The 25,743-nt window shown below is 30.9% G+C and carries 23 protein-coding genes and 1 pseudogene; 11 read left to right on the top strand and 13 right to left on the bottom strand.

The features are described from left to right. Positions 1-7 precede the first annotated feature (7 nt). From B5S50_RS08910 to B5S50_RS08895, 4 genes are all read right to left on the bottom strand, one after another. Positions 8-457, bottom strand: a complete 450-nt coding sequence (locus tag B5S50_RS08910; protein WP_217303620.1) for a MarR family winged helix-turn-helix transcriptional regulator — start codon at positions 455-457, stop codon at positions 8-10. Between the two features lie 85 nt (positions 458-542). After that, positions 543-1,655: an endospore germination permease gene (locus B5S50_RS08905; protein WP_217303619.1), complete on the bottom strand. Its 1,113-nt coding sequence runs from the start codon at positions 1,653-1,655 to the stop codon at positions 543-545. Between the two features lie 28 nt (positions 1,656-1,683). Continuing rightward, positions 1,684-2,844 carry a Ger(x)C family spore germination protein gene (locus B5S50_RS08900; RefSeq protein ID WP_217303618.1) on the bottom strand — a complete coding sequence of 387 codons (1,161 nt, stop codon included), beginning with the start codon at positions 2,842-2,844 and terminating at the stop codon, positions 1,684-1,686. Positions 2,845-2,872: 28 nt separating this feature from the next. After that, positions 2,873-4,549 carry a spore germination protein gene (locus B5S50_RS08895; RefSeq protein ID WP_254306738.1) on the bottom strand — a complete coding sequence of 559 codons (1,677 nt, stop codon included), beginning with the start codon at positions 4,547-4,549 and terminating at the stop codon, positions 2,873-2,875. Between the two features lie 236 nt (positions 4,550-4,785). On the opposite strand from B5S50_RS08895, the gene B5S50_RS08890 reads away from it, so the two are divergent. Continuing rightward, positions 4,786-6,120, top strand: a complete 1,335-nt coding sequence (locus tag B5S50_RS08890; protein ID WP_217303617.1) for an APC family permease — start codon at positions 4,786-4,788, stop codon at positions 6,118-6,120. Between the two features lie 49 nt (positions 6,121-6,169). Beyond that, positions 6,170-6,934, top strand: coding sequence for an SDR family NAD(P)-dependent oxidoreductase (locus B5S50_RS08885; protein ID WP_217303616.1), 765 nt, complete (start codon positions 6,170-6,172; stop codon positions 6,932-6,934). A 97-nt stretch (positions 6,935-7,031) separates the two neighbouring features. Here the strand turns inward: B5S50_RS08885 and B5S50_RS08880 are convergent, their stop codons facing one another. The 3 genes from B5S50_RS08880 to B5S50_RS08870 are packed head-to-tail and all read right to left on the bottom strand — an operon-like array spanning position 7,032 to position 10,802. After that, positions 7,032-7,982, bottom strand: a complete 951-nt coding sequence (locus tag B5S50_RS08880) for a LysR family transcriptional regulator (protein WP_065078383.1) — start codon at positions 7,980-7,982, stop codon at positions 7,032-7,034. 19 nt (positions 7,983-8,001) lie between these two features. Next, entirely contained in the window at positions 8,002-9,117 is a 1,116-nt protein-coding gene (locus B5S50_RS08875; RefSeq protein WP_065078382.1) for a 4-hydroxybutyrate dehydrogenase, read from the bottom strand. A 14-nt stretch (positions 9,118-9,131) separates the two neighbouring features. Continuing rightward, positions 9,132-10,802 carry an acetolactate synthase large subunit gene (locus tag B5S50_RS08870; RefSeq protein ID WP_065078381.1) on the bottom strand — a complete coding sequence of 557 codons (1,671 nt, stop codon included), beginning with the start codon at positions 10,800-10,802 and terminating at the stop codon, positions 9,132-9,134. A gap of 334 nt (positions 10,803-11,136) precedes the next feature. On the opposite strand from B5S50_RS08870, the gene B5S50_RS08865 reads away from it, so the two are divergent. From B5S50_RS08865 to B5S50_RS08855, 4 genes are all read left to right on the top strand, one after another. Beyond that, positions 11,137-12,426, top strand: a complete 1,290-nt coding sequence (locus B5S50_RS08865; protein WP_065078380.1) for a GGDEF domain-containing protein — start codon at positions 11,137-11,139, stop codon at positions 12,424-12,426. 121 nt (positions 12,427-12,547) lie between these two features. Next, complete coding sequence (locus B5S50_RS21560; RefSeq protein ID WP_065078379.1) at positions 12,548-12,760, top strand: hypothetical protein; 213 nt, start codon at positions 12,548-12,550, stop codon at positions 12,758-12,760. Positions 12,761-12,766: 6 nt separating this feature from the next. Continuing rightward, positions 12,767-13,021: a diguanylate cyclase gene (locus tag B5S50_RS21555; RefSeq protein WP_275507579.1), complete on the top strand. Its 255-nt coding sequence runs from the start codon at positions 12,767-12,769 to the stop codon at positions 13,019-13,021. Positions 13,022-13,245: 224 nt separating this feature from the next. Then, the gene (locus tag B5S50_RS08855; RefSeq protein WP_065078378.1) at positions 13,246-15,024 is read left to right on the top strand and encodes a penicillin-binding transpeptidase domain-containing protein; all 1,779 of its coding nucleotides are present in this window, start codon (positions 13,246-13,248) and stop codon (positions 15,022-15,024) included. 67 nt (positions 15,025-15,091) lie between these two features. Here the strand turns inward: B5S50_RS08855 and B5S50_RS08850 are convergent, their stop codons facing one another. After that, complete coding sequence (locus B5S50_RS08850) at positions 15,092-15,676, bottom strand: cyclodeaminase/cyclohydrolase family protein (protein ID WP_065078377.1); 585 nt, start codon at positions 15,674-15,676, stop codon at positions 15,092-15,094. Positions 15,677-15,852: 176 nt separating this feature from the next. Continuing rightward, a complete protein-coding gene (locus B5S50_RS08845) occupies positions 15,853-16,794 on the bottom strand; it encodes a tRNA-dihydrouridine synthase (protein ID WP_065078376.1) in 942 nt (313 codons plus the stop codon). A 485-nt stretch (positions 16,795-17,279) separates the two neighbouring features. On the opposite strand from B5S50_RS08845, the gene B5S50_RS08840 reads away from it, so the two are divergent. Beyond that, positions 17,280-17,810: a PadR family transcriptional regulator gene (locus B5S50_RS08840; protein WP_065078375.1), complete on the top strand. Its 531-nt coding sequence runs from the start codon at positions 17,280-17,282 to the stop codon at positions 17,808-17,810. A 287-nt stretch (positions 17,811-18,097) separates the two neighbouring features. Continuing rightward, entirely contained in the window at positions 18,098-18,556 is a 459-nt protein-coding gene (locus tag B5S50_RS08835; RefSeq protein ID WP_065078374.1) for a hypothetical protein, read from the top strand. 130 nt (positions 18,557-18,686) lie between these two features. Here the strand turns inward: B5S50_RS08835 and B5S50_RS08830 are convergent, their stop codons facing one another. The 3 genes from B5S50_RS08830 to B5S50_RS08820 form a co-directional block, all read right to left on the bottom strand. After that, positions 18,687-19,439, bottom strand: a complete 753-nt coding sequence (locus B5S50_RS08830) for an EFR1 family ferrodoxin (RefSeq protein ID WP_065078373.1) — start codon at positions 19,437-19,439, stop codon at positions 18,687-18,689. Between the two features lie 80 nt (positions 19,440-19,519). Continuing rightward, positions 19,520-20,251 carry a helix-turn-helix transcriptional regulator gene (locus B5S50_RS08825; protein WP_065078372.1) on the bottom strand — a complete coding sequence of 244 codons (732 nt, stop codon included), beginning with the start codon at positions 20,249-20,251 and terminating at the stop codon, positions 19,520-19,522. 182 nt (positions 20,252-20,433) lie between these two features. Beyond that, a complete protein-coding gene (locus tag B5S50_RS08820; RefSeq protein ID WP_065078371.1) occupies positions 20,434-21,282 on the bottom strand; it encodes a hypothetical protein in 849 nt (282 codons plus the stop codon). A gap of 174 nt (positions 21,283-21,456) precedes the next feature. On the opposite strand from B5S50_RS08820, the pseudogene B5S50_RS08815 reads away from it, so the two are divergent. Then, positions 21,457-22,801: pseudogene (locus B5S50_RS08815) on the top strand (transposase). Between the two features lie 258 nt (positions 22,802-23,059). Here B5S50_RS08815 and B5S50_RS08810 read toward each other — a convergent pair. Further along, positions 23,060-23,392, bottom strand: a complete 333-nt coding sequence (locus B5S50_RS08810; protein WP_217303614.1) for a PadR family transcriptional regulator — start codon at positions 23,390-23,392, stop codon at positions 23,060-23,062. A gap of 315 nt (positions 23,393-23,707) precedes the next feature. On the opposite strand from B5S50_RS08810, the gene B5S50_RS08805 reads away from it, so the two are divergent. Next, complete coding sequence (locus B5S50_RS08805; protein WP_065078369.1) at positions 23,708-24,628, top strand: serine hydrolase; 921 nt, start codon at positions 23,708-23,710, stop codon at positions 24,626-24,628. 416 nt (positions 24,629-25,044) lie between these two features. Further along, a complete protein-coding gene (locus tag B5S50_RS08800; RefSeq protein ID WP_217303613.1) occupies positions 25,045-25,743 on the top strand; it encodes a response regulator transcription factor in 699 nt (232 codons plus the stop codon).

The following is a 25,743-nucleotide window of genomic DNA, read 5'->3' as shown; positions in this document are numbered from 1 at the left end:
ATCACTCCTAAGAATTTTTTATTTCTTTCCAATGATTTTCAATGTTTTCTCTCATTTTCTTAACTAATTTATAGACAAATTCTTTTTCTTCGCTGCTAAAGTTATGGAAACAAATTTGTATATGTTTGTTTTCTTCCTCAATGATAAATGGATATATATCTAATGCCTTTTCTTTTGGATAAAGTCGCCACATTCTTTTATCAATATCATCCTTTTTTTTATTTATATATCCAGCCTCAATGAGTTTCTGTACGGCTTTTGTTGTTGTAGTTTTGTCTACTTTTAAAAGATTTGATAAGTCAATTTGATTAATTCCAGCATTTTCACATATTCTTGTTAAAAATGTAAATTGACCTTTTTGAAGGTTTATTTCTTTAAATTTCAAATCACTTATAGACTGGACACAGCGGGATAGACCTCCTATTTCCCTTAATATTTGACTATGTAAGATTTCCATAACCGTTCACCTCCTTAAACACTAGTTGAAAGTTCAACTATATTACATTAATAGTAACATATTAAAGTTGAACCTTCAACTTTATTTATTTGCTTTTTATTATATGTAATCTTTTTTTTATGCCTAGGACAAAGAAAAGTAATAAAGGTACTCCAAAGTCAATTGGAAGAGAAAAATACTGCCATACATGCTCCCTTAAATTTAAAAACAACACTCTGTCATGACCTAGATAAAAGGTAACAATTATCATTATTAAGGCAAAAACAATAATAATGAATGGATTTTTCTTTTTTATTCCAGTAGTTTGCATAAAGGCAGTTAAAGAACAGCTTGCTAGAATTCCTGCCTGAGTCATTATACTCCAATACCACAGGGCAACCATAAAGGATTCAAATCGGTGAAGATATTGGGTTATTTGAATGGACCTTACAAAGTCCATACTGGCAATACGCATTAAGGCTACTACATGGGGACCCATAACCATTAATTCTACAATAAAGTAAAAGATAAAAAAAGAACCTCCAATGAGCAAACCAGAAGCTGCGGAGCCAAAAGCTTTTTTTTGGTCATGAACCATTGGAAGAATCATTGCTATAAGTATTTGGGATATGCCTATAAATGTATCAGTCTTTAAAGTGGATTTAAATACATTAGCAACTCCTGAATCAAAAAAAGGTAAAATTCTGTTAATATCTATTTCACCTAGAGAAGCCATGGAGACAAGAAAATAAAAAAATATATCTGCTCCAAAAGCGATAACAGCTGTTCTTCCAATGACCTCAGAACCTTTCCATACTAAATAGAATACTATCAAAATATGCATTGTAGTTACTACTAAAAAAGGTGTTCGCGGCAGTAGAAAGTCAGTAAGATGGTGGACGTACATCGATATTGAACTAGAAGACATGATAAAAAAGTACAGTGTAAGTATTATCCCTAGAACTTTTCCTAATACACGGCCTAACAAGTTCTGACTATATTGTACAATTGTTTTGCCTGGAAAGCTTTGTCCGATATAAACAATGAGAAGAGCAAAAGGTATTATAGTAAGTACACCTATAATACCACTTATCCACATATCCCGTCCTACTTCTCTAGCTAAAATGCCACTTGCGTAGTTGATTGTCGTAGGCCACATAATGCAAATTAAAATATCTCTAAACTGGTTATTGCTAATGGTTTCCTTTTTTTGCATCATAGCACTTCTTACTCCTTTATCTCATATATTATTTCTGTATTTTTATTGGCTCTAGGGGCTTTGCCAATGATACGTGATGAATAGTTACATTTGCAGCTATATTAACTTTGCTGTCTTTAAAAAGCTGATCCCATTTTGAAGATATTTGATTCCACTCTTTTCTATGCTGTCTGTGTAGTGTAAAATTTAAACCGGGAAAATCTATTTGTATATCTTTTGCTGTTAGTATTGTAGATTGGATATCTTTGCAAATGGATTTCTCCAGTGATTCTTCCAACTTATTTAGTTTTTCCATGTCGTTAAAGTTGGTAAGACATGATTGTTCGGTGATGGTAGCGTCTACTTTAAGATTAATTGAAAAATGGGGGACTTCACCATCCAAATAACTCTTGATGGAAGACTTAGAATTTTTAATTTCAAGTGTAATAGGCATACCATCATAGGGGCAATTTACAACCATTATTGATGAGTTCATTTTATTTTTTATCCACAAAAGTCCTCTTGTCCGTTCTTCACTAAGTACAGTGGACATTTTATTGTTGCCAAAAACGTATGCACCACTCGTTTTTAGAATAGGTTCTGATTTTGATTTATCAATAATGATCCTTGAGGTTACTGGACCTACATAGGGGTCAAGATAATCTTCAATAAAATCCTTTAACATTATGTCGTAAGATTTGCCTGTTAAGTTCTTATTTTTAATTATTTTTTCCAGGTATACAGCTGGATCTTTCTCCGTTACAGGAACAACATCAAGAACTTTTCCTGCATCTCCCGGGGTAACTGCAACTAGGGTTCTCAAACGAAGCTCGGGATTCCGAATAAAAAAATCAAATATTTCAAGGGTATTGCTCCGCGCTAGTTGTTCGCTTATAACTATTACTTTAATGTGAGACCAAAATATACGTCGGGAAGATATGGAGGCCATATTACGTATTGCCTCAAAAATTGTTTTGCCGGTGCTTGTGATTATCCAGAAAGGTTTATTCTTTTGAGTAATTCCAGAACCTGATGGTGTTTTACTATAAGTTTCGGGACTTGCAATTTGTGCCGTTACTTTGAATCCATAGTCTGTTTTATCCAGACCAATACTCAATACAAAGGCAAGTTCATCGATTTCTCTGGCATCCCAACAGCCAGTTTGTAGAAGTGAAAGTATAAGAATTAATCCCAGAGCTATCTTCCTCATCTGTATCTCTCCTTTTTTGAAAACAGAATTAACTATTATTATCTTTCTCTGTAGAATCTGCTTTTGGTCCTGGTTTCATGTTTGGGGCTTCTCTTACAATATTTTTACGCGCAATATAACCTGGAAGCCGGTTGATTTTCCACCAGTGTTTTCTAAATACAGTGTCTTCAGTTATGCTTTTGTCCGCTGATATAAAAGGTTCCATGTAGTTCACACCAAAAGAGCGCAGGCTGTTTAAGTGAATAACAATTATACTTACTCCTGCCAGGATACCAGGTAAACCGAGTATAGAAGCTACTATCATTAGGGGAAATCGAAGTAAACGGCCTGAAGATGACGCATTAAAAGCTGGAATGGCAAAGGAACTTATACCTGTTAGGGCCACCACGATTACCATAGCTTGTGAAACAATTCCCGCTTGAACTGCAGCCTGACCTATAACAATACCGCCAACTATACTTACGGCTTGACCTGCCTGTTTTGGCAGGCGAAGGCCTGCCTCTATTAGAACTTCAAAAGTAATTTCCATCATAAAGGCCTCTCCTATGCTGGGAAAAGGTACACCCTCACGGGAAGCTGCAATTGATAAGGCCAGTGTAGTAGGTATCATTTCTTGGTGAAAGCTTGTTAAAGCAATGTACAGTGAAGGAAGAAGAATTGAAGTAAAATAAGCAATAATTCGAATAAATCTTGCAAAAGACCCTACAGGAAAACGCTGGTAATAGTCATCTACAGACTGAATAAACTGAACAAAAATTGTAGGAACTATGAGCACATAAGGAGTTGTATCCACAAGAATAGCCACTCGACCTTCTAAGATTGCCGCAGAAATTTTATCAGGCCTTTCACTGTGTTCTATCTGAGGAAACGTAGATGAAGGGGTATCTTCTATTAATTCTTCAATATAACCACTCTCAAGTATGCCGTCAATTTCAATTCGTCCTAGTCGTTCTCTAACTTCATTTATTACGCCTTCCCTTGCTATTCCTTCAAGATAGGCTATCAATACTGTTGTTTTAGTTTTTGTACCTATTTTAAATGATTCTATCCTTAAGTCAGGACTTTTGATATGGCGCCTTATTAGAGCAGTATTGTTTTCAATGTTTTCTGTAAAACAATCCTTTGGCCCTCTTACCGAGGCTTCGCTGGTTGACTCAGAAATTGCCCTGTCTTTCCAGCCTGTACTTCCTACTATAAGAACTTTGTCTATTTTGTCCAACAAAAGAATTGTATTGCCATCAATCAATTCAGTTACTATGTTATTAATATCAGATTCTTCATTTACGTAGGTGTTGGGTAAACCATATTCTTTTATGGTTTGAAAAAACTCATTAGTATTTTTGAAACCATTAAATCTGTCATTTAACATCAATGCTCCAATAACCTGTTCGTTAATGAGTTCTCTTTCAGCCAGGCCTTTAATAAAAATGACCGCTGCCCTTATTTCAGCATCTGGAGTAATAGTAAAATTTCTTACTGTTATGTCACTAGAAAAACCTAGCATCTTTTTTATTATTTCAATATTAGAATTTAAATCTAAGGAAAGTTTTATTTGAGGAGGTAACTTTTTTTCAGTTTTTTGATATTGTTTTTTAATTTTGGATTTCTTAGAATTATGGAAATATTTTGAAATTGACGTAATAAAACCTCCTTTAGAACAATTAAATACAGATTTAGTATGTTTAATATGATTAAAATTATTCACACATGAGATGAAGATTTTTAGAAGAAGTTAAAGAAAGTACAGATATGGAAATAAGAGGACCTTTTCAAAGTATCTTCTTAGTAATGAACTATATAATTTGCATAATTTGCTAAAGTTCTAAAAAAGGTGCGATATTTATACATAATAAATAAAAAAGTACTATCTTTTTTAAACAAGCGATATTATAATAGACGTAATACACTTTAGTTAACTAAAGATGAATAGGAGGAATTTGTATGCAACAAGAATTAAAAAGAACACTTACCATGAAAAATTTAATTATATTCGGTATGATTACGATGTCACCTCTTGCACCTTTTCAAGTGTTTGGTACAGCTGCTCAAGCAAGTTATGGAATGGTCTCTTTGGTATATCTAATTGGGGCAGTACTTATGCTTTTTACTGCATTGAGTTATGCTCGATTTAGTAAGGAATTTCCATATGCAGGGTCAGTTTACTCATATGTAGGAAAAGGATTTAATCCCCATATTGGGTTTATAGCTGGTTGGACTATTTTATCAGATTATATTCTTGCGCCTGCTCTTATGTGTTTATTTTCAGGTTTATGGTTAACAGGTATTTTTCCAGGTCTTGATCCAAAAGTTTTAGCTATCATATTCATTATTATAACTGGTCTTATTAACATTCGGGGAGTAGAATTAAACGCTAAAGTAAACACATTTTTATTTATACTACAGATTATAGCATTAATTTTATTTGTAAGCTTTGCTATTAAATTTGTATTTATTGAAGGATTAGGAATAGGAAAATTTTCATTACTTCCAATTTTTCAACCAGAACATGTTAATTTGAAATTTGCTGCAACTGCAACTTCTATGATTCTATTAGGATTTGTTGGATTTGATGGAATAAGTACATTAGCTGAAGAAGTGGAACAGCCTGAAAAGGTAGTTGGAAAAGCAACTGTTTTAGCATTAGTAACGACAGCTTTAATATTCTTAGTTCAAACTTATTTGGCTTGTTTAGCTCACAGTAATTATGCAAACTTAAATCCAGATATGGCAATGTTTGATATTGCAAAGGAAATTGGAGGACAGTATTTTTATGTGGCTATGCTTCTTATAAATGTAGTTGCAGTTGGACTTGCTGTTACTCTTAATATTCAATCAGCAGTAGCCCGTATTCTATTTGCTATGGGTAGAGATAACATTGTTCCTGGCTCTAATGTATTGAAGAAAGTTCACCCTAAATATATGACCCCGGCAAATGCAATTATATTATCGATGATTGTATCCATTACTCTTGTTTTAACATTAAAGATAACAACCATTTTAATGTTCGTGAACTTTGGTGCAGTAACAGCATTTATGATTTTAAATCTATCTGTAATTGCATATTTCTTTTTCAAGAAAAAAGAAGGTGGAGTGAAGGGATTTTTGTTTCATTTATTATTTCCACTTATAGGATTTGCTGTTTGTGCTTTTGTATGGTCAGGCTTTGATAGAAATACTAAAATTGTAGGCCTTTCTTGGATTTTCATAGGTGTCATTGTTGGGTTTATCAAATCAAAAGGATATAAAAAGGAAGGACCTATAATTGATAATATATAAGAAAATGTATGAATTAAAATAAATTACATTTAGTAGGGAGGAAAAGAATATGAGATTAAAAAATAAAGTAGCCATTGTGACTGGAAGTGCAAAAGGAATTGGAGAAGCAATTGTTAGAGATTTTGTAAATGAAGGAGCAAGAGTAATTATTTCTGATATTTTAGAAACTGAAGGACAAGCCCTTGCGGAAGAATTGCAAAAGAAGGGTTATTCTGTTTATTTTTTTAAAACAGATGTTTCTTCTGAAAAAAACATACAAGAGCTTGTTAAATTTACTGTTGAAAAGTTTGGAACAATTAACATCCTATGTAACAATGCAGCTGTTAATATTCCTGGTTCTGTTATTGAGTTAACAGAAGATATTTGGAATAAAACAATGGATGTAAATGTAAAATCTCACTTTTTAGTATCTAAGCATGTTATTCCTGTTATGCAAAAAGCAGGGGGAGGTTCAATAGTAAATACTGCATCAGCAAATAGTTTTGTTGCAGAACCAAGGCTTTCTGCTTATGTAGCATCCAAAGGGGCTATTCTAATGTTAACAAGAGCAATGGCACTAGATTTTGCAAAAGATAATATTAGAGTAAATTGTATCTGTCCTGGTTGGGTTGACACAACTTTTAATGATGCTCATGCTGAATTATTTGGAGGTAGAGAAGCTGTATTAAAAGATCTTGCTTCCGTACAACCTATTGGAAGACCTATTGCTCCAATGGAAATTGCTAAAATTGCTACATTTTTAGCTTCAGATGATTCTTCTTGCATGACAGGCTCACCTGTTATTGCAGATGGTGGTATCACAGCAGGAGTTTAATAACATTATTATACCGCATACCTGAATTCAGCAGGTGTGCGGTTATTTGTTTTATTATTATGGTGTAGGCAAGGATAATGATTAAATTCCATGCCTGTCATTGAATTAAATTTTCATATTTTTCTTTTGCTAGCTTGATAAACTCCTTTACTGCTTGAGATATATAGCGATTTTTTTGATAGCCAATGGCCAGCGTTCTATGAGTTTTATTATATCTCATGTGGTATATGTTAGTATTTGCAAAGGAGTCTTTATCAAATACTAAATTCTTGTTACTCATTAGAGTTTTAGGATAAAAAGTAATTCCCATCCCTTTTACTGAAAGTGCCAACGCTGTTTCAATACTATCTGTTTCTAAAATAATATTAGGTTTTATATGTTTTTCACTAAACATTTCATCTGCAATAATCCTAACCATATGTCTTGTGTTAAACATTAAAAAAGGGCAATCTTTCAATAAAGCTAAATCTACATCTTTTCCAAGTTGCGCTTTAACTTTATCATAGTTATTAGGAAAGTATTTTACTAATATACTATCTGGAACAATCATAAGAACTTCTTCATTACAAAGAGGTATTGTTTCTACATTTTCTACATTGAAAGGTAACATTGCAACTATTAAATCTACATCACCATTAAGTAATGCAAGGTCTAATTCTTTTGAATTACCTTCGAATAAATGTAAATGAATATTAGGAAATTTTTCGCTATAGTCAGGCAGTATCTCTGGCAAAAATGATAGTCCTCTTGTAGGGGATATACCAATATATAAGTCACCTCGTTTAAAATCTTTGATATCTGACAGTTCTTTTAGAGACTGTTTTCTTAAGTTCAATATCTTTATAGTGTTTTTTGCCAGACTTTTTCCTTCTGGTGTCAACGTTAAAGGTGAGGTGCGATTAAATAATTTCACATTCAAGTCACTCTCTAACTTTGAAATATGAGAACTTAATGATTGTTGAGAGATAAACAGCCTTTTTGCTGCCTTAGTAAAGTTTAATTCTTCTGATGCAACTAAAAAGTATTCCAAATTAAGAAAATTTATCATAATCTAAATCAACTCTACTTTAATATAATGATTTATATATTTCATATACAGTTTGTTCATTTAATTTTGTATAGTTATTTGCCATTAAACGACCTTGTTTAGTCATAACACTTTGCGTAAATTCCTTTAGTTCTTCTTCTTTTACCCCATACTCACGTAATTGTTTTTTAGGAATCAACACGTTTAATAACTCTTCTATTTTAGTGTAAACTTCACTTTCTTTGCAGTTTAAAATGGATGCTAAGAATTTATTTAGTTTTGTAATTTTACCTTGTGGTTTTAAACGATAATAAGTTTTAAATACTCCAATAAACATTTGATAATTTGCTTCTCCATGAGGAACGTGGTAATTAGCACCTAAAGGATAACTCATAGCATGTACTGCACCACACCCTGCATTACCAAATGCGATTCCAGCATAATTGCTTGCAAGTAAAAATTTATCTAACAGGGAAAACCTAGCGTCTGGGCCATTTTTTGAAATTTCCTGATATCCTTTTAAAATCATTTCCATTGCTTTATAGGAAAACATTTCTGTATAGCTTGTAGCCTTTGGTGAAACACTGGATTCAATGGAATGAATTAAGGCATCAATGGAGCTAGTTGCAAAAAATTTAAAGGGTAAATTCTCTAGAAGTTCTGGAATCATAACAGCAAAATCTGCATATAGTTCATCTATGGCAAGACCTAATTTTGTATGTCTTGACTTCAATTCAAGAATAGAAATATTAGTTACTTCACTGCCTGTTCCACAAGTTGTTGGAATTAGGATCAATTCCTTATCTTTTACAAATTCTAATTTGTGATCAAATAAATCAAGTACTGGCGAAACTGTTTTTAATGCAAACAATTTTGAAACGTCAAGGACACTTCCGCCGCCAATGGCAATTACTCTTTTATAAGTAATATCTTTTATATCCTTACAAATTGCTTCTACCATTGTATCATTTGGCTCTCCAGTTCCGTATTTTCTAATAAATATTACATTGGTATCAAGGTTATATTTAGAAAAATATGAAACATAGGTATGCTCACTTGTAATAATTAAGTCTTCTTTTCCTATTTTAAATTTGTCTATAAATTCTTTACATGTATCAAAGGTATAGATTTCTGGTTTAATAGATAATGCCTTCATTTTATTCCTCCACTTTACATATTTTCATAAATTTCTTTTAAATGCTTTGTAAGTTTTATATTTTCACCATAGTCAACTTGACAATCAATAACTGCAGGTACATTTTGTTTAAAGGCTTCTTCTAAAGTTGGAATTAAATCTTCTGCTTTTTCTACTCGATATCCTTTTGCATACATACTTTCTGCAAGCTTTACAAAGTCTGGATTAGTAAAATCTACATAACAGCTTTTACCATAGTGTTCTTCTTGTTTCCACTTTATTAAACCGTAGTTACTATCATTAAATATTAAAACTACAATTGGAGTTTTAATACGTAGGGCTGTCTCTAATTCTTGATTATTCATCATGAAACCGCCATCACCAACAATAGCCAATACTTTTTTATCTGGATTAATTAATTTGGCTGCAATTGCACCTGGAACACCAATACCCATTGTAGCAAAACCGTTTGAAATAATACATGTATTGGGCTCATAACAGTTATAATGTCTGGCAATCCACATTTTATGAGCACCTACATCTGATATGACAATGTCATGTGGTCCCATTACCTTTCTAACATCATTTAAAATTCTTTGGGGTTTCATTGGAAAAGCATTGTCATTTGCATAGCTTTTATGCTCAGCTAGCATTTCTGCTTTAATCTCCAAAGCTTTTACTGGTTCATCTTTGCTAGAAGTTCTTCTCAATATATTGTATAGAGCATCTGAAATATCACCAACTACTTCTACTATGGGCTGATAAAGTTTATTGATGTGTGATGGCCTTGCATCGATATGCACAATTTTAATGTCTCCATTTACATTCCATTTAGATGGGGCATATTCTACAATATCATATCCAATTGTAATTACTAAATCAGCCTCTTCAATAATTTTATTTACATAATCTTTTTGTGGAATACCTATTGTCCACATTGAATATTTGTTATCCATTGGAATAATACCTTTTGCCATCATTGTATTAATTACTGGAATTTTCAATTTAGTTGCAAATTCCGTAACAGCTTTTGAAGAATTTCCCCTTATAGCACCGCTTCCAGCTAAGATAATAGGATTTTTTGCCTTGAAGATTTCACTTGCAGCTTCCTCAATTGTTGATAAATCCGCATGTTCCTTTGGTGGAATTTTCTTTTCCAAAGGCTTTTCTAAAGCACCTACTGGCATTTTTGAAATATTTACAGGTAAATCAATGTGGCATGCTCCAGGCTTTTCACTTTCAGCATACTTAAAAACAAGTCTTATAATCTCACTTACAGTATCAGGACGAACGATTTGTTTACTTCTCTTTGTGATTGGTTCGAACATTTTGCAAAGGTCTAAAAATTGGTGTGATGTTATATGCATTCTTTCAGTACCTACTTGACCTGTAATAGCAACAACCGGAGCACCATCACTATCAGCATCTGCTACACCAGTTACTAAGTTAGTCGCACCTGGTCCTAGTGTTGATAGGCAAACACCTGCTTTTCCTGTTAAACGTCCATAAACATCTGCCATAAATGCAGCACCTTGCTCATGACGGGTTGTGATAAATTCAATAGTTGAATCTGAAATTGCATTCATTATTTCTAAATTTTCTTCACCAGGAATACCAAAAATGTACTTTACTCCTTCGGCTTCTAAACACTTTACTAGCATTTGAGCTGTATTTAGTTGGACTTCTTTTTTTATATCTCTATTCATATAAAACTTCCTCTGATCTTTATAGATTTTATTAAACGAATTAAAATTCATAATTTTAATTAAACAAATTCATATTTGTGATTGTATCAATCATCATACTTCAATTAACAACACTTTTCAAACACTTTTTTCTTATTTTATCACAATAAAATGGTTGTGACTATTATCTGAACCTTTTACATAGGTTTCTTCGACAAATAATATTTTTAAACATTATTCTATTGGATTTTTTATTATTTAATAATATAATGTATTTAATAGTTTATATCTAGGTAATAAAATTATTTAAAGTATTTGTTATATGTAATTATTATTTTATTGGGAGGCTGTTCATATGTATAAATATAAAAATTATATTTTTGAAGTTATTATTTTATTAATTGTGATAGCAGTTTTGTATATGACCAACCTATATAGCTATTTGTTATTTCACAGCTTTGCAGAATTATTTAGTGTAATAATAGGGTTTACTTTATTTATAGTAGCATGGAATTCAAAAAATTTTTCAAAAAAATATTTTGATTACCTTGTATTTATAGGTATTGCATATATGTTTGTATCATTTTTAGATTTATTACATACACTGTCATACAACGGTATGAACATTTTTAGAGGATATAATTTTTATGCTAATCAATTGTGGATAGGAGCCCGTTATCTTGAAAGCATTTCTTTGTTGATACCATTTATATTCATACGTTTTAAGAGAAAATTGAGGCCATATTTAACTTTTGGAATTTATACCGTAGTTACTTTAAGTATTATAGCTTCAATTTTTTATTTCAAGGTGTTCCCTATATGTTTTATTCAAGGAAAAGGGCAAACTTCATTTAAGATAATTAGTGAATATATAATATGTGGAATATTAACAACTGATATCATATTGTTAAGGAAGAACAAAAATAAATTTGATAGTAAAGTTTATGGGTACTTGTTTGGGTCTATTATTTTTACTATAATATCTGAATTTGAGTTTACTTTATATATAAATAACTATGCATTTTCAAATTTGTTAGGGCATTATTTTAAGATGATATCTTTTTATCTTATATATAAGGCAGTTATAATAACTTGTATTACTCAGCCTTATAACACTATATTCAAAGAATTAACAGACAAAGAAAATGAATTAGAAAAAACAGCTGCTACTGATGAAATGACGAAGTTATACAACAGAAGGGCTGGTATGGAGTTTTTGGATAAAGAAATGAAAAATGCATTGAGAAACAAAAATAATCTAACAATATGTTTTATAGATGTAGATAATTTAAAAAAGACAAATGATACTTATGGACATATTGAAGGGGACAATCTTATCTTAAATGTAGTCAAATTGTTAGTCTCTAATGTAAGAAATTCTGACTATGTTTGTAGAATAGGTGGAGATGAATTCCTTATTGTATTTCCTAATATCGCTATAAAAGATGCAGAATTAATTATTAATAGAATAAGAAGTGACATGGACAAGCTTAATGCAGGCAGCTCTTTTAATTATAAAGTAGATTTTAGCTATGGTTTTGCAGAATATAATAATGTAAAAAAGGTTGATATTGATACTTTAATAGAGACAGCAGATAGCAATATGTATAAGAATAAAGTGCAAAAGCGAAAAATGACGGTATAGATAAATTAATTTTCATTTATATTTTTTTATGGTAGTATATCACTATGAGTAGTTATTTGTAGGCTTTCTTATGCAAAATTTTTCTATAAATGGTAATACAATTTAATTGAAGAACTATACTATGAACAAATTACACTTTTTTAATAAGTCAAATTTTTTTTTTACAAAAGATCAAAAATCTAATATTATGCATGATATTAATGTTATTAGTTTTGCAAGAATGAAGTTAATTCTTATTATATTTGTAATAGTTGAAGGTTTATTTATATTATTTAATGATATACCGTACATAATAAATCCTTATTCAAATGTAATTTGGAATGACAGCAGATAATTCCTTATATTTCTCCCTGAAACTTCAATTAATGAAGCTTATTCATTAGCCGAGAATATTAGATTAGCAATTCAAAATAAGGTAATATCAGTTGATAAATCACAAATACAAATAACTGCAAGTTTTGGAGTTTCCTTATTAAAAAGCAGCTTTTTAAACTCTTTTGATAATTCCTATAAATCAGTAGATGATGTTCTTTATCAAGCTAAAAATCAGGGCAGAAATAAAGTTATAATAGTACCATTAGATACTGAAGAATAACTTTTAAGTTTCTTCAAACTAAAAAAATCCCAGTAATTTAAATTTTAGATTGATGTGGGTTTCATCGGTAGAGGCAGCGCATGGTAGCCGAAATTCATGATTACTTATAGTTGAATATGATTACAGCTTTTAATATAATAATCTATATAGCATATAAGAAATAATATTATAAAATGGCGATTAGTTAAATGGAAAAATTGCCTGAAAGACTAAAGAGGCGAAGGATGAAAACAAAAAAATTTGTTAAAAAAAATAAATTTATATTTGCTGGTATACTATTGGTTATTGTATTTTTAGGACTAGTTGGAAGGTTAGGGTATTTAATGGTAGCAAAGGGTTCTGAATATAAATCAATGGCTGTGGAGCAGCAAACAACTACAATACCAATTAGTGCTAAAAGAGGGGAAATTCTAGATAGAAATTCTAATGAATTAGCAGTAAATGAAAGTATTTATAGAGTTGACCTCGATTTAAAAACATTAAGACAAACTTTAAGTGAGAGAAAAATGTCTTTTTCTCAATTAGCTGATAAATTGTCTCCCATACTTAATATGAAACCTGGCGATATTTTAAAAGTATTAAGTACAACACTACCTAATGGATTGCCTGCTAATTCAGCTTTATTGAAAAGGCAGATTGAGAAACCTGTAATGACTCAGGTTAAAGCGTTAAATATTAAAGGAATTATTATTTCACCAGATACTAAAAGGTATTATGTAAATGGAAATTTTATGACAAGTATTTTAGGATTGGTAAATCCTGAGGGCAATGGAATTTCCGGTGCAGAATTGAGCTATGATAAAGAACTTTCAGGTACACCTGGCAGTATGACTTATGAAAAAGATGCAAAAAATAATCAATTACCTTATGAATCTCAAAAATATACCCAGCCAGTAGATGGTAAAAATGTTATTTTAACAATAGATTCAGTTATTCAACAATATGCTGAACAAGCGGCTCAAAAAGCTTTAGAAGATAATAATGCAAAAGCAGTCAATATTATAGTTATGAATCCTCAAAATGGAGAAATATTAGCAATGGCAAATAAGCCTAGTGTAGATCTTAATAATGCAGCAAGTATAGCCAAAAACTCTAAAGATGCTGAAATGCTTTGGAAAAATCCTTCTATTCAAGATAATTTTGAACCAGGGTCTATATTTAAAGTTGTTACTGCAGCAAGTGCTTTAGAAAACAATATTGGATTAAATGATACCTATATATGTGATGGCAGCATAACAATTGATAAAAGTCCTATTCACTGCTGGAATTTAAATGGTCATGGCAGTGAAAGCTTTGTGGATATAATAAAAAATTCCTGTAATGTAGGTTTTGCAGAGTTAGGAAATAAACTAGGTAAAGACAAGCTTGTTGCTACTGCAAAAAAAATGGGGTTTGGTCAAAAAACGGGAATAGACTTACCTGGAGAATCAGCAGGTACTTTGAGAAGTCCTGATCAAATTAATAGATTTGATTTATCTGAGCTTGCTTTTGGACAAGGTGTTGCAGTCAATCAAGTTCAATACATGGCTGCTTTTAATGCAATAGCAAATGGAGGAACATGGATAAGGCCTCATATCATGAAGGATATTACACATGTTACTGATGCAAGCAATGAAGTTATAGATAAAAAATATGATAATTATGGCAAAAAAACTGTGTATAATTCTAAATTAGCATCTGAGTTAAGAGATGATTTAACTAAAGTAGTTACTTCAGGGGTAGGACAAAATGCCTTTTTACAGGGATTAGATATTGCAGGTAAAACTGGCACGGCTCAAGTAGCTGATCCTAAAACAGGAGGTTATGCAGTGGGAAAATACATGTCTTCCTTTGCAGGTATGGCTCCTGAGGAGAATCCTAAAATAACTTTGCTTGTAAGTGTGAATGAACCTAGCGGATCAAATTATTATGCTTCAGATGTTTCAGCACCTGTGGCGAGAACTTTATTTCAGGAGATATTTAATTATATTGGTATTAAAGGTGAGAAAAGTGTGTTAAATTAATATCTCAACTTTCGCAAAGTTTTTAAACTGCGAAAGTTGAGCTAATACATAATAAATATATTATTTATTACATTTCTAAGTCTGCCTCTAATTCATCAATTTTTTTTGAAATATAGGTTTGAAAATCCTGATCATGGACAAAGACGAGATTTGATTTTATAAGAAAAATTGATGAACGGACTGCAGATTCTGCCAGAATATAAGCTTGCTTTACATCTGATGCTGATGTTTTACATCCATGTTTATTAACAAATCTTATAGCGTAAATTAACTCTACAATATTATTGGCCATACTTAGAGGTATCTCTATAGCTGTTTTAAAACTATTTTGCAATTCCTTTTGTTGAATTTCTTTTTCAGCATCTGTAGTTAACTTCATTAAATACAAATCTATTACTTTTTTAAAGGCTTTTGTATCTTTATCAATATCATTAAGAAAAATCTCCCTATAGGAAGAACATTCCTCAGCTATTTCTTTCATTTTAGCTGAAATATCGTGATATTTGGGTTTTTTTGAGGTAAGGTTAGCAGCCATTTCAGTTAATGCTGCTGCAGAAGCTGCGCTCAAGGCAGCTATGCTTCCTGCAGCTGGAGTTAATGGTTTAGAAGCTATATTTTCTAAGAAAGAATTGATTGGTTTATTACTTAGCATTTAGTCACCTACTTTTTTAAACTAATATTAATAAGTAAAATGTTATATTTTATCCGATGGCTTCCATCCTCTTAAGCAAACTCCACCTGAGTCTAAGAATCACTTGATGAAATTAGTATGCCCATGGATATAAAGTCTAAACGAAATTAGAAATGTAATAGATAAATTTCACTTTCCTAATTTTCTAAAATATCCTGTTCTCTGAATAGGCTTAAAACCGCTGCATCGTAATCGTATAATCTTTCTGATTTCTTAATTTTTTTTGCATATTTTGCATTGTTAGAAAACACCTGAATCATATAAGACCATAATTCTTTCATTCTAAACAAGACAGTCCTATCTCCAAAAAGTACTTTTTTATAATCTTCATAAATCTTGTCATGAAAATCTTTTAGTAATATTTTATCTAGTTTAGTATTATTTTTAATATTATTAATCAATCCGGGGTTGGCTAATAATCCACGGCCAATCATTATAGTTTTTACACTGCAGAAATCAGCCGTAAATTTCTTATAATCTTTAACTGTAAAAATGTCACCATTATAGCAAACAGGATTTTTACTTAAAGACAGAGCGTCCTTAAAAATTTTCATATTAGGCTTATTTTTATAAAAATCTTTTTGAATCCTAGGATGAATGATAAGTTCTTCTATAGGATATTTGTTAAATATTTCAATTAAATTATAAAATTCTTCTGGCCTGTCTTTTCCTATTCTAGTTTTTACTGAGATTTTTGCTGTAGCCTCTGAAAAAATTTCATCTAAAAATGCATCAAGTTCTTTTGTTTTTGAAAGGAATCCAGATCCTCTATTTTTTGAGACGACAGTTCCAGAAGGACATCCTAAATTTAAATTGACCTCAGTATATCCCATTTGCTTTATTTTTTTTGAAGTATGTATAAAGTCTTTTGCATTATTTGTTAGTAATTGTGGAATCAAAACTATACCTTGGTTGTTTTTAGGTAAAATATCATTTAATTCCTTTGTTTTAAACTTATCACTTTGATTTGCAAAAATAAAAGGTGAAAAGTATTTATCTATTTTATTAAAAAAGGCATTATGGGCATTTCTATAAATGTACCCAGTCAAACCTTCCATAGGTGCGAAATAAAAATTCATATGTTTAAAAGCTCCTTTATTTAAGTAGTGCTATTACCACATTCATATTCTCATAACAAATATTATACTTTATTGTCACTTATTATTTCAAATCTAGTTTTCCACAGCTGTTGAAATAGTTATTAAGCTAAACAGAGTTCTTGGTTTCAGGTGGAGCTTTTTTTTCCATCTGAAACTTAGAAATCGTTATCCAGAGGCGTAGCAGCCGTTATCCCCCCACTTTATAAGAAGATTGGGGTATTACGGCTGGTAGCCATCGGATAAATCTCCCATAAGGAAGTGGTTTAACTAAAATTAAGCTACATAGGTATGATATTGTGTGGATAATATGTGCATAACTTGTGAATTAATAAATGATAATGTTGAGGCACCTTATTTCTTAGTCCTCATTCAATCATACTTAATTACATAATTTGTATATATTGTTGACAGTATCAAAAAATATAATATACTTATAGTCAGTGCTGAGTATAAGGAGATTACAAATGAAAGTACAATTATATATTCTAGGGATTCTTATGAGATATGGTCCTCAACATGGATATAGTATAAAACAAATAGTATCAGATAACATAGCAGCCTTTGCTAAAATCAAACTTCCTACAATTTATTATCATTTAGATAAACTGGCTGAAAAAGGTTATATAAATTCTGTTATCGAAAAGGATGGCAATAGGCCTGAAAAAACAGTATATTCTATTACTGATTTAGGAATTGCTTATTTTAATTCTTTGCTTAATAAAATTTTAGCTGAAAATTATAGTGTAGAATTTGATTTTGATGGAGTATTATATTTTTCTGACTTTGCTGATAAAGATGCTGTTATTAAAAACTTAAATAGACAAAAAGAGTATATAGAAAATAAGCTGAAAGAATTAGCTAGAAATAAAGATAATACAGTAAGTAAATTGTTACCTGATTACAGAATTTACTGTATTAGCATATTTAATCATCATATATATCATTTAGAAACTGAATTAAAATGGATAAATGGAACATTGAAGGAACTCTCTTAAGAGTTCCAAAAAAATGTTATTATAGTCAGTACTGAGTATAACTATGGAGGTATATTTATGGAAAAGAGTCTTTATTCAAGAAATTTTGAAGTTAACTATTATGAAGTGAATGATAGTATTTGGAGAACGATCTCACATTTAAATTTGCAAAGAAAAACTTCCTAAGGCATGTATAGCTCACACAATGATGAGTAATAATGCTTAAATACTAAGCAAGAAAATCTAATTTATACAAACAAGAGTAAAAATGATGGCATTAAATTATTAGATAATAGAGGAGTAAAATTATGGCTTATAAATTGAAAGAAGTAACAATAAGAACGAGTAATTCTGAAGAAGGAACAAAAATAATTAATGAAATCTGGGGTGATATTACGAGCGGAAAGTTGCCTCTTCTTTTTGATAGTGGGCACATGTTCCAAAAAGGCGTTTCTCCAGTTTCAAAATATAGTAACTATTCTAGTGATGAAAGTGGAGATTATGACCTTACCATAATGGCTGTAACAGCTGATTTTTTTGGAAAAATGGAAACAGCAGTAAGTAAAGGCTTATACAAAAAATATGATGAAAAAGATGAAAACGGAGAAATAGGTATATGTACAAGAAAGGCATGGGAAAAAGTATGGCGTGAACAAAAATCGGGAGATATAAAGAGAGTTTTTACCGAAGATTATGAGAGTACCGTTCCAAGTGAATATACGAAAGATGGAAAGGCACATTGTTATTTATATATCGCAATTCAGTAGAATGAAAAAATGAAAAAACCGTACTGAATTTCTCCAGTACGGTTATGTATTCGTGGATTTCAGTGGAGGTGAAGCATGGACTTTTAAAATCCACTACTTTGAATAATCGAAACTCTAGTATGCTCATTACCTATAATTTTACATTTGGATTTAAATATTGTTCTCTTTTTTTAGTCTTTCCCTTATAATCAATTGCCTTATTTGGGCAGCTTTGAATACATGCCACACATAATTCACAATGATGATTCCAGTTTGGTTTATCATCAATCATTGTAATATTATTTACTGGACATCTTTTTGCACACAAACCACATCCTGTACAATTATCATCTACTGTATAATATTGATCTGCTTCATGAAATTCATTTATATGTTTATAAAAATAATTACTAAACACACGGTCTATAACAGTATGGCTTTTTTCGATTCTGCATTCTTTTTTACTTTTTACACAGTCAGAAATATAGATGATTTTCTTTCTTTCTTTTGCAAATAGCTTGTCCTGAATCTCTTTGTTCTTTGCCCCATAACCCAAAATATAGTTACCAGGCATATTAATCAAGAATCCTGCAGACAATTTCAATCCATTCTCTTTCAAAATATCTTTACACTGATCAAGTGCTTTACCTGGAAGTCCTCCATAATTTGCAATAGCATAAATAAATGTATCATCTGAAACATCTAGTTTGCTTAAAAAATCACAGATAATTAGAGGCAGTCCCCAATTATATACAGGAAAAATAATTCCAAGTGTGTTTTCAACTATTTTCTCTCCAGAAAATTCTGTAATCTTATGGATTTTACATTCGCCCAGTTCTGCACTCAAATCATTGGCAATCTGCAAACTATTTCCAGTACCTGTAAAATAATATATCCTATTCATATTATACCTCCAACGAATTCATCTTACGTTTCTTATATTATTTTAAAAGAAATGGAGGTATAATTACTTTCAATTAGTTGCTATTCTTCTATTGTTTTATACACATCTCTTAAAGATATGCCAAACATCCGTTTACACGTTGATGAACAATGGGATGGGCTGTCAAACCCTGCTAACATACATGCTTCAGTAATATTCCTGCCTTCACAAAAATATTGATAAGTCTTATGAAGTTTTTCAAATGCAAGATAGCTATGTAATGTCATTCCTGTCTGTTGCCTAAATAAATGGGATAACCGGCTCTTTGATACATATATCTGATTACATAAATCATCAACAATTGAAGGTTCAATTGTCTTTAGTCCGCTAATATAAGAGAGAATTTTTTCTATTCTTTCTTCATATTCACGATTACCTGAATTATCAATTCCACACTGCTGTAACAGCACTGTAGCAAGTGTTTCTTTATCAGTCTGATGCTTCATATATTCCTTAAGTATTCTGTCAACAACATCATCAGTTAGAATCATATAAGGTTTTCCATTAAGATATTTTCCCTTTATTGAAGCAGCATATCTGCTTATTTCAGTAAATAAGAAGACAATTGAGCCCTCTTTTGTCATTACTCCTGTATGTAGTATATTTGAATCAATACAAACTCCCTGACACTTTATCTTTTCTTCATTAATATTCCATTCCATTTCCCCACCTAAAGAAATGATAATATGAGAAGCAAGATGTTTGTGTGGTTCTGGATTTTTATAATCAGCTAATATCATCATAGAATCATAAGATTTGAAAATCTTTGACATTACTTTATCACCCCCTTTAAGGTAAAATACAATCTTTTAAATCTATCAATTTTTATTTTATCAGACACAATGTTGTAAATTCAAGTTGCGGATTTGCAACTATAGATTGGTGTGAAGTATAATAAATAATTTTTTATGGGTTAAATATTTTTAGATAGATATTTGTCATTTGTATAAAAGTACTATTCTTTCTTGCCTTTAGAGGCAAAGTAACTTAGCACTAAGAAAAGAATATACCCAAATATAACTAATACAACTGCTGCAATTTTGCCATTACCGCTTGACATCCAATTTTTTGTTAATGGTATTCTTAATGTAATTCCAATAAAGCCTAGAATGAATATAGGTGGTAGAAAAGGCCACCATATACGACGTTCTTGCTTGTCGCAGTTAAATATAAAGAAAGCGGCAGCAATAAGTAGTATAGATATAATAAAAATTCCCAACAAATTTGACAAATGTATAGTTATCAGATGAGGAGTAAACAATTCAATCAATACAAACAAACCAATTATCAAAGAAACAAGGAGCCATATAGACAAAAAAGCGGCGACCTTTCCTTTAATAATTTTTGTATAAATACTTTTGTGCAGTATAAAAAATACAATTTCTACAACTAAGAAGCTCAATAAACCATTTATGATTAGTATAAGAATATTTATTCCCTTGTCTGGAGCAGTTAATGCACTCAGCAGTTCAAAGAAAGAGCTGATGCCAAAGACAAGACCAGTTAATTTAAATGTTTCTTTTTTACTGGATTTACCAAGGTTGTGAATCAATTCGTCTGCTGCAAGCTGTTGGTTTTTTCCAAAGAATTCTTCGGCAGATTGATTATCTTCCTGAGCGGAAATTATATCCTGTAAAATTTGCATCAACAAGCTTTCTACCTCATGATCGTCATAAAATAATCCGGCAGTACGAATGTATATCAGCAGCTGTTCATAATATTCTCTATTTTCATCCGTTAATTTTTTGCGCAATTCAGTATTTCTTTCAATAATTTCTTTCACAGAATTGTCCTTTTTACTCATATAATTTTTCTCCTTTCAAGCATATTAAATTATAGGCGTTTGCGAAACGCTACAACCCGTATAAATGCGGTGTATTTTTTGTTACAAAACAAAATAACTCCTCACTGATTTATGGTAAAATTGAATTGCAAAGAAACAAAATCACCATATACCTCAGAAAGGAGTTATATATTTATGATACCATATAAACAGCTTTCTTTGGCAGATATTTTTTCTGATTGCAAAGAAAAATTTGAAAATAACAAGCCTCAGTTTCTTTCTTTACTTGAAAATACTATTAACCTTGATGATTTAATCCCTGCTTCCTTCATAAATCATTTTTATGCTTCTACTGGAAGGCCCCGTAAATACAGTCTTTACGCCATGCTCCGTGCTTTGATTTTGCAGCACATTTTTTCTATTCCTACGGATTCCCTTTTGATTATTTTTCTTAAATATTCTCAAGAGTTAAGGGATTTCTGCGGTTTCCTTAAAGTCCCTGATGCTTCTAAATTCACACGTTTTAAACAGGATTTTATTCTGGACTTACAATTGATATTTGATAATCTCGTTGATATTACTGAACCAATATGCCAGCAAATTGACCCCAAACTTGCTTCTATGACTATTTTTGATACTTCTGGTATCGAAGCTTTTGTTACTGAAAACAACCCTAAGTATGCTAACCGCATCATAAAACAGCTTAAGACTTTTAAGAAAGTACATGCTTTAGATGATTCTTATGATCCTTATAAAGCTGCCTATGGTTCTATGCCTCCACACGCTTCAGCTAATCCGGCCATTCAACAAATGTACATTAACGGTCATTTTTGCTATGCTTTTAAATTTGGCATTGTAACCAACGGCCTTGGTATTGTAAGAGATATTTCATTTTACAATCAGAATTTCCTTAAAGCACATCCTGATATTGTTATTGAGAAAAAATCTGATTCACCAGATGAAGATAAATCTCTTGCTGATTCTAAAGCTCTTATACCTGTTCTTATGGATTTCTTTGCAAAACATCCTTTGATAAATCCAAAAATCTTTTTAGGTGATGCTGCTTTTGACAGCATTCTGATTTATCGATACCTTTTGCATGATTTGAAATTTGAAAAGGCATTTATTCCATTAAAAACTAAACTTGCATCAAAAGAATCCGACTGCCCTTTAAATGAAGATGGTATTCCATGCTGTCCTTATGACCATTCGCTTCCAATGAAACGAGAAGGTAGTAAAACACACTTACGTTCTGGAATTCCATCAATGAAATTCGTATGTCCCAAAATGAAATGGGTATACAATAAAAAAACTAAAAAGAGCAAACGTGTAACTCTATGTGAAAATCCATGTACAAAATCTTCCTGCGGAAAAATGTTTTACATTTATCCTGAAAAGAATCTTCGTGCATATCCTGGAACTACTCGTGGAAATCTCCAATGGGAAAACACTTATAAAATCAGGACTGTTGTCGAGAAAAACATCAACCATTTCAAAGGCAGTTATTGCGTTGCGGATCGTAAGACACAAAATGAGCTAACGCTTCATACTGACTTACTTCTATCCGGTATAACTCAGCTAATAACAGTCATTGCAGCAAATAAAATACATAAAAATGAATATATACGAAGCCTAAAACCATTAATTGCATAAATTTTATTTTTAAAAAATAGGAACCCATCTTTGCTTTATTTCGTGCACCCTTTTTTATCAATATGGTTATTTCAAATCATAAAAGTTTGTATTTAAACTTCTAACAATGCTTTTGCAACTTCTAAACATCTTTTATTCATTTTTATCAGTGAGTTTCGCAATTACCTAATATTAAATTATCAACCTTGGACTCTAAATTCTTCCACTGTTCAACAAAATCCTTACAGTGAGCTTTTCCTTCTGTAGTTATGCAATAATATTTTCTATCAGGGCCTTCTGGTGAAGGCTTTATTGTACTTGAAAGATATCCTTGCTTTTCTAATTTTTGAAGTAGGGGATATACAGTACCCGCAACTATTTCTTTAAATCCATATTTTTTTAACATTTGAATCATTTCATAGCCATACACTTCGTTTTCTAAAACAACTAAAAGGACACACCCTTCCAGTACACCTTTTAAAAGCTGAGTCTGCTTCAAATTATCCCTCCTTGCTTCGACTATTATGTATTACATATTAGTATTGATATTATTATACGATAGTTTAGCTATTATGTAAAGCATAATAGTTGAAAAATATTATTATCAGGTAATGTGGGCTACTGGTATCACTCATCTCTGATGAAGGGAGGCCATGCATATGGGTAACGACATTTTACAGTAAAACCTTACAAAACTGTAAGGCTTTTTTATATAAATCGATTTGTTGATTTTCTTAATTCATATAAAATCTATTTATCTGATGAAATGTGAAGAGAAAATGTCAACTTAAGAAGTTTAAGGAGGTTACTAACCATGAAAAAACTTATTACTTATATTAAAAGATTTATAATTTGTTTTTCGCTTGTTGCATATATTTTCCCAACGCTATGCGCTTCAATATGTAGCTTTCGCTATATTGTTAATAGTAACGCAACTGTTTCAGCAAAAGAAAATAAGAAAGAATTTTCAGCACCTTTGCTATATAGTAGTTCTACAGAAACTTTAAACAAAGACAATGTAGAAAAATTTGCGGATACTATTTTTAACCAAGAATTAAAAAGATTTAATGTGCCAGGAGCTGTTTTATCTGTTGTTAAAGATAATCATGTACTTTTTGAAAAAGGATATGGATATTCTGACATAGATAAAAAAACGCCAGTTAACCCTAAAACAACAGTTTTTAGAGCTGCTTCCATTTCTAAGCTTTTTACCGCTGCAGCTGTTATGCAACTTAAAGAAAAAGGTAAAATAAACTTAAATGAAAATGTAAATAATTATTTAAAAGGCTTTCAGATAAAGGATAACTTTTCTAAGCCTGTTACTCTTGATAATCTCTTAACTCATACAGGTGGTTTTGATGAAAGGATTATAGGAGAATCAGAACTAGATAACTATCACCAGGAAAAACCACTTAAAGATACCTTAACAGCTCGTCTTCGTCCTATAATTCGAGAATCAGGTGAAGCAATACAGTATAGTAATTATGGTATGGCTGTAGCCGGATATGCAGTTGAAAGTGTATCAGGCACTACTTTTGATAAGTATATGGAAGATAACATATTAAAACCTCTCCATATGAATGACAGCAGCTTTGTCTTTGATAAAAAAACACTAGCTAATTTATCACAAGGTTATGATTATAAAAATGGAGTTTACAAAAAAGTACCTATGTATGGAAATACCTTTTTACCAGCAGGAGGGTTAAAAACTACAGCAGATGATATGAGTAAATAATTTTTAAATATCATAGATGGGCTATAGCTTTTATTTGTATTTTGAATTTAGTTTTTTTAATTGGTATGGCTAAAGAATGTATTACTTTATTATCATCCTTGATTTTCTTAACAGAATTGCCTAAGGCCGCTATATATCTGTTAATGATTCCAATAATAACTACCATATTTACTTTGGGACTAATAATATCAATATGCTTATATTGGCATAATAAAAAATCTAATTTAGGAACAATTATACCCAATATATTAATTTGTTGTATATTTTTAGCTTTTACTCTGTATCTAAATTACTGGAATCTTTTAGAATTTAAATTTTAGTTAAAAAATATCAAAATTTGAACCTAGCTTTTCTCCCAAATAGAATTATGCTATATTAAAATTACTATAGCATAATTTTAAAAGGAGGAAATTGCTTTGTATAAGATACTTGTTGTTGAAGATGATATTAAATTAAATGACCTTATAACAGAGTATCTTCAAAGGTATAAATATGAAGTCGTTAATATACAAGATTTTAAAAATGTAGATACTGAGTTAGAAAAATCAAATGCTGATTTAGTTCTTTTAGATATAAATTTGCCTTATTATGATGGCTTTCAATTATGTAAAACTTTTAGAAGAGTATCAAAAATACCTGTAATTATTATTTCTTCAAGAAGCAGTGATGAAGAACAAATACGTGGGATTGAGTTAGGAGCCGATGATTATATTGTAAAACCTTTTAACTTTGATTTTTTGCTTGCTAAGATACAAGCTGGAATAAGAAGGGTATATGGTGAATATGCTAATGAATCAAATATACTTGAAAGTGATGGAGGCATTAAACTTAATAAAGACACTTTTAAGATACTTTATAATCAGATTGAACTTGAGCTTAGCAAAAATGAGTTCAAGCTATTAAATATGCTTATTAAAAATGAAAATAAAATAGTCAGTAGTGAAGAACTTCTGGAAGAACTTTGGGATGATTCCTTTTTTGTAGATGATAACACTTTAACAGTAAATATAACGAGAATAAGAAATAAACTTAAAAAATTGGGTGTTAGTGAAGCTATATCAACCAAGCGAGGTGTAGGATATATATTCCACACAACTGCAAATAAGGGGAATTAG

It is taken from the genome of Clostridium sp. 001, from assembly GCF_019056555.1.
GTDB lineage: Bacteria > Bacillota > Clostridia > Clostridiales > Clostridiaceae > Clostridium_B > Clostridium_B ragsdalei.
This window is presented reverse-complemented; position numbering and strand designations above follow the sequence as displayed.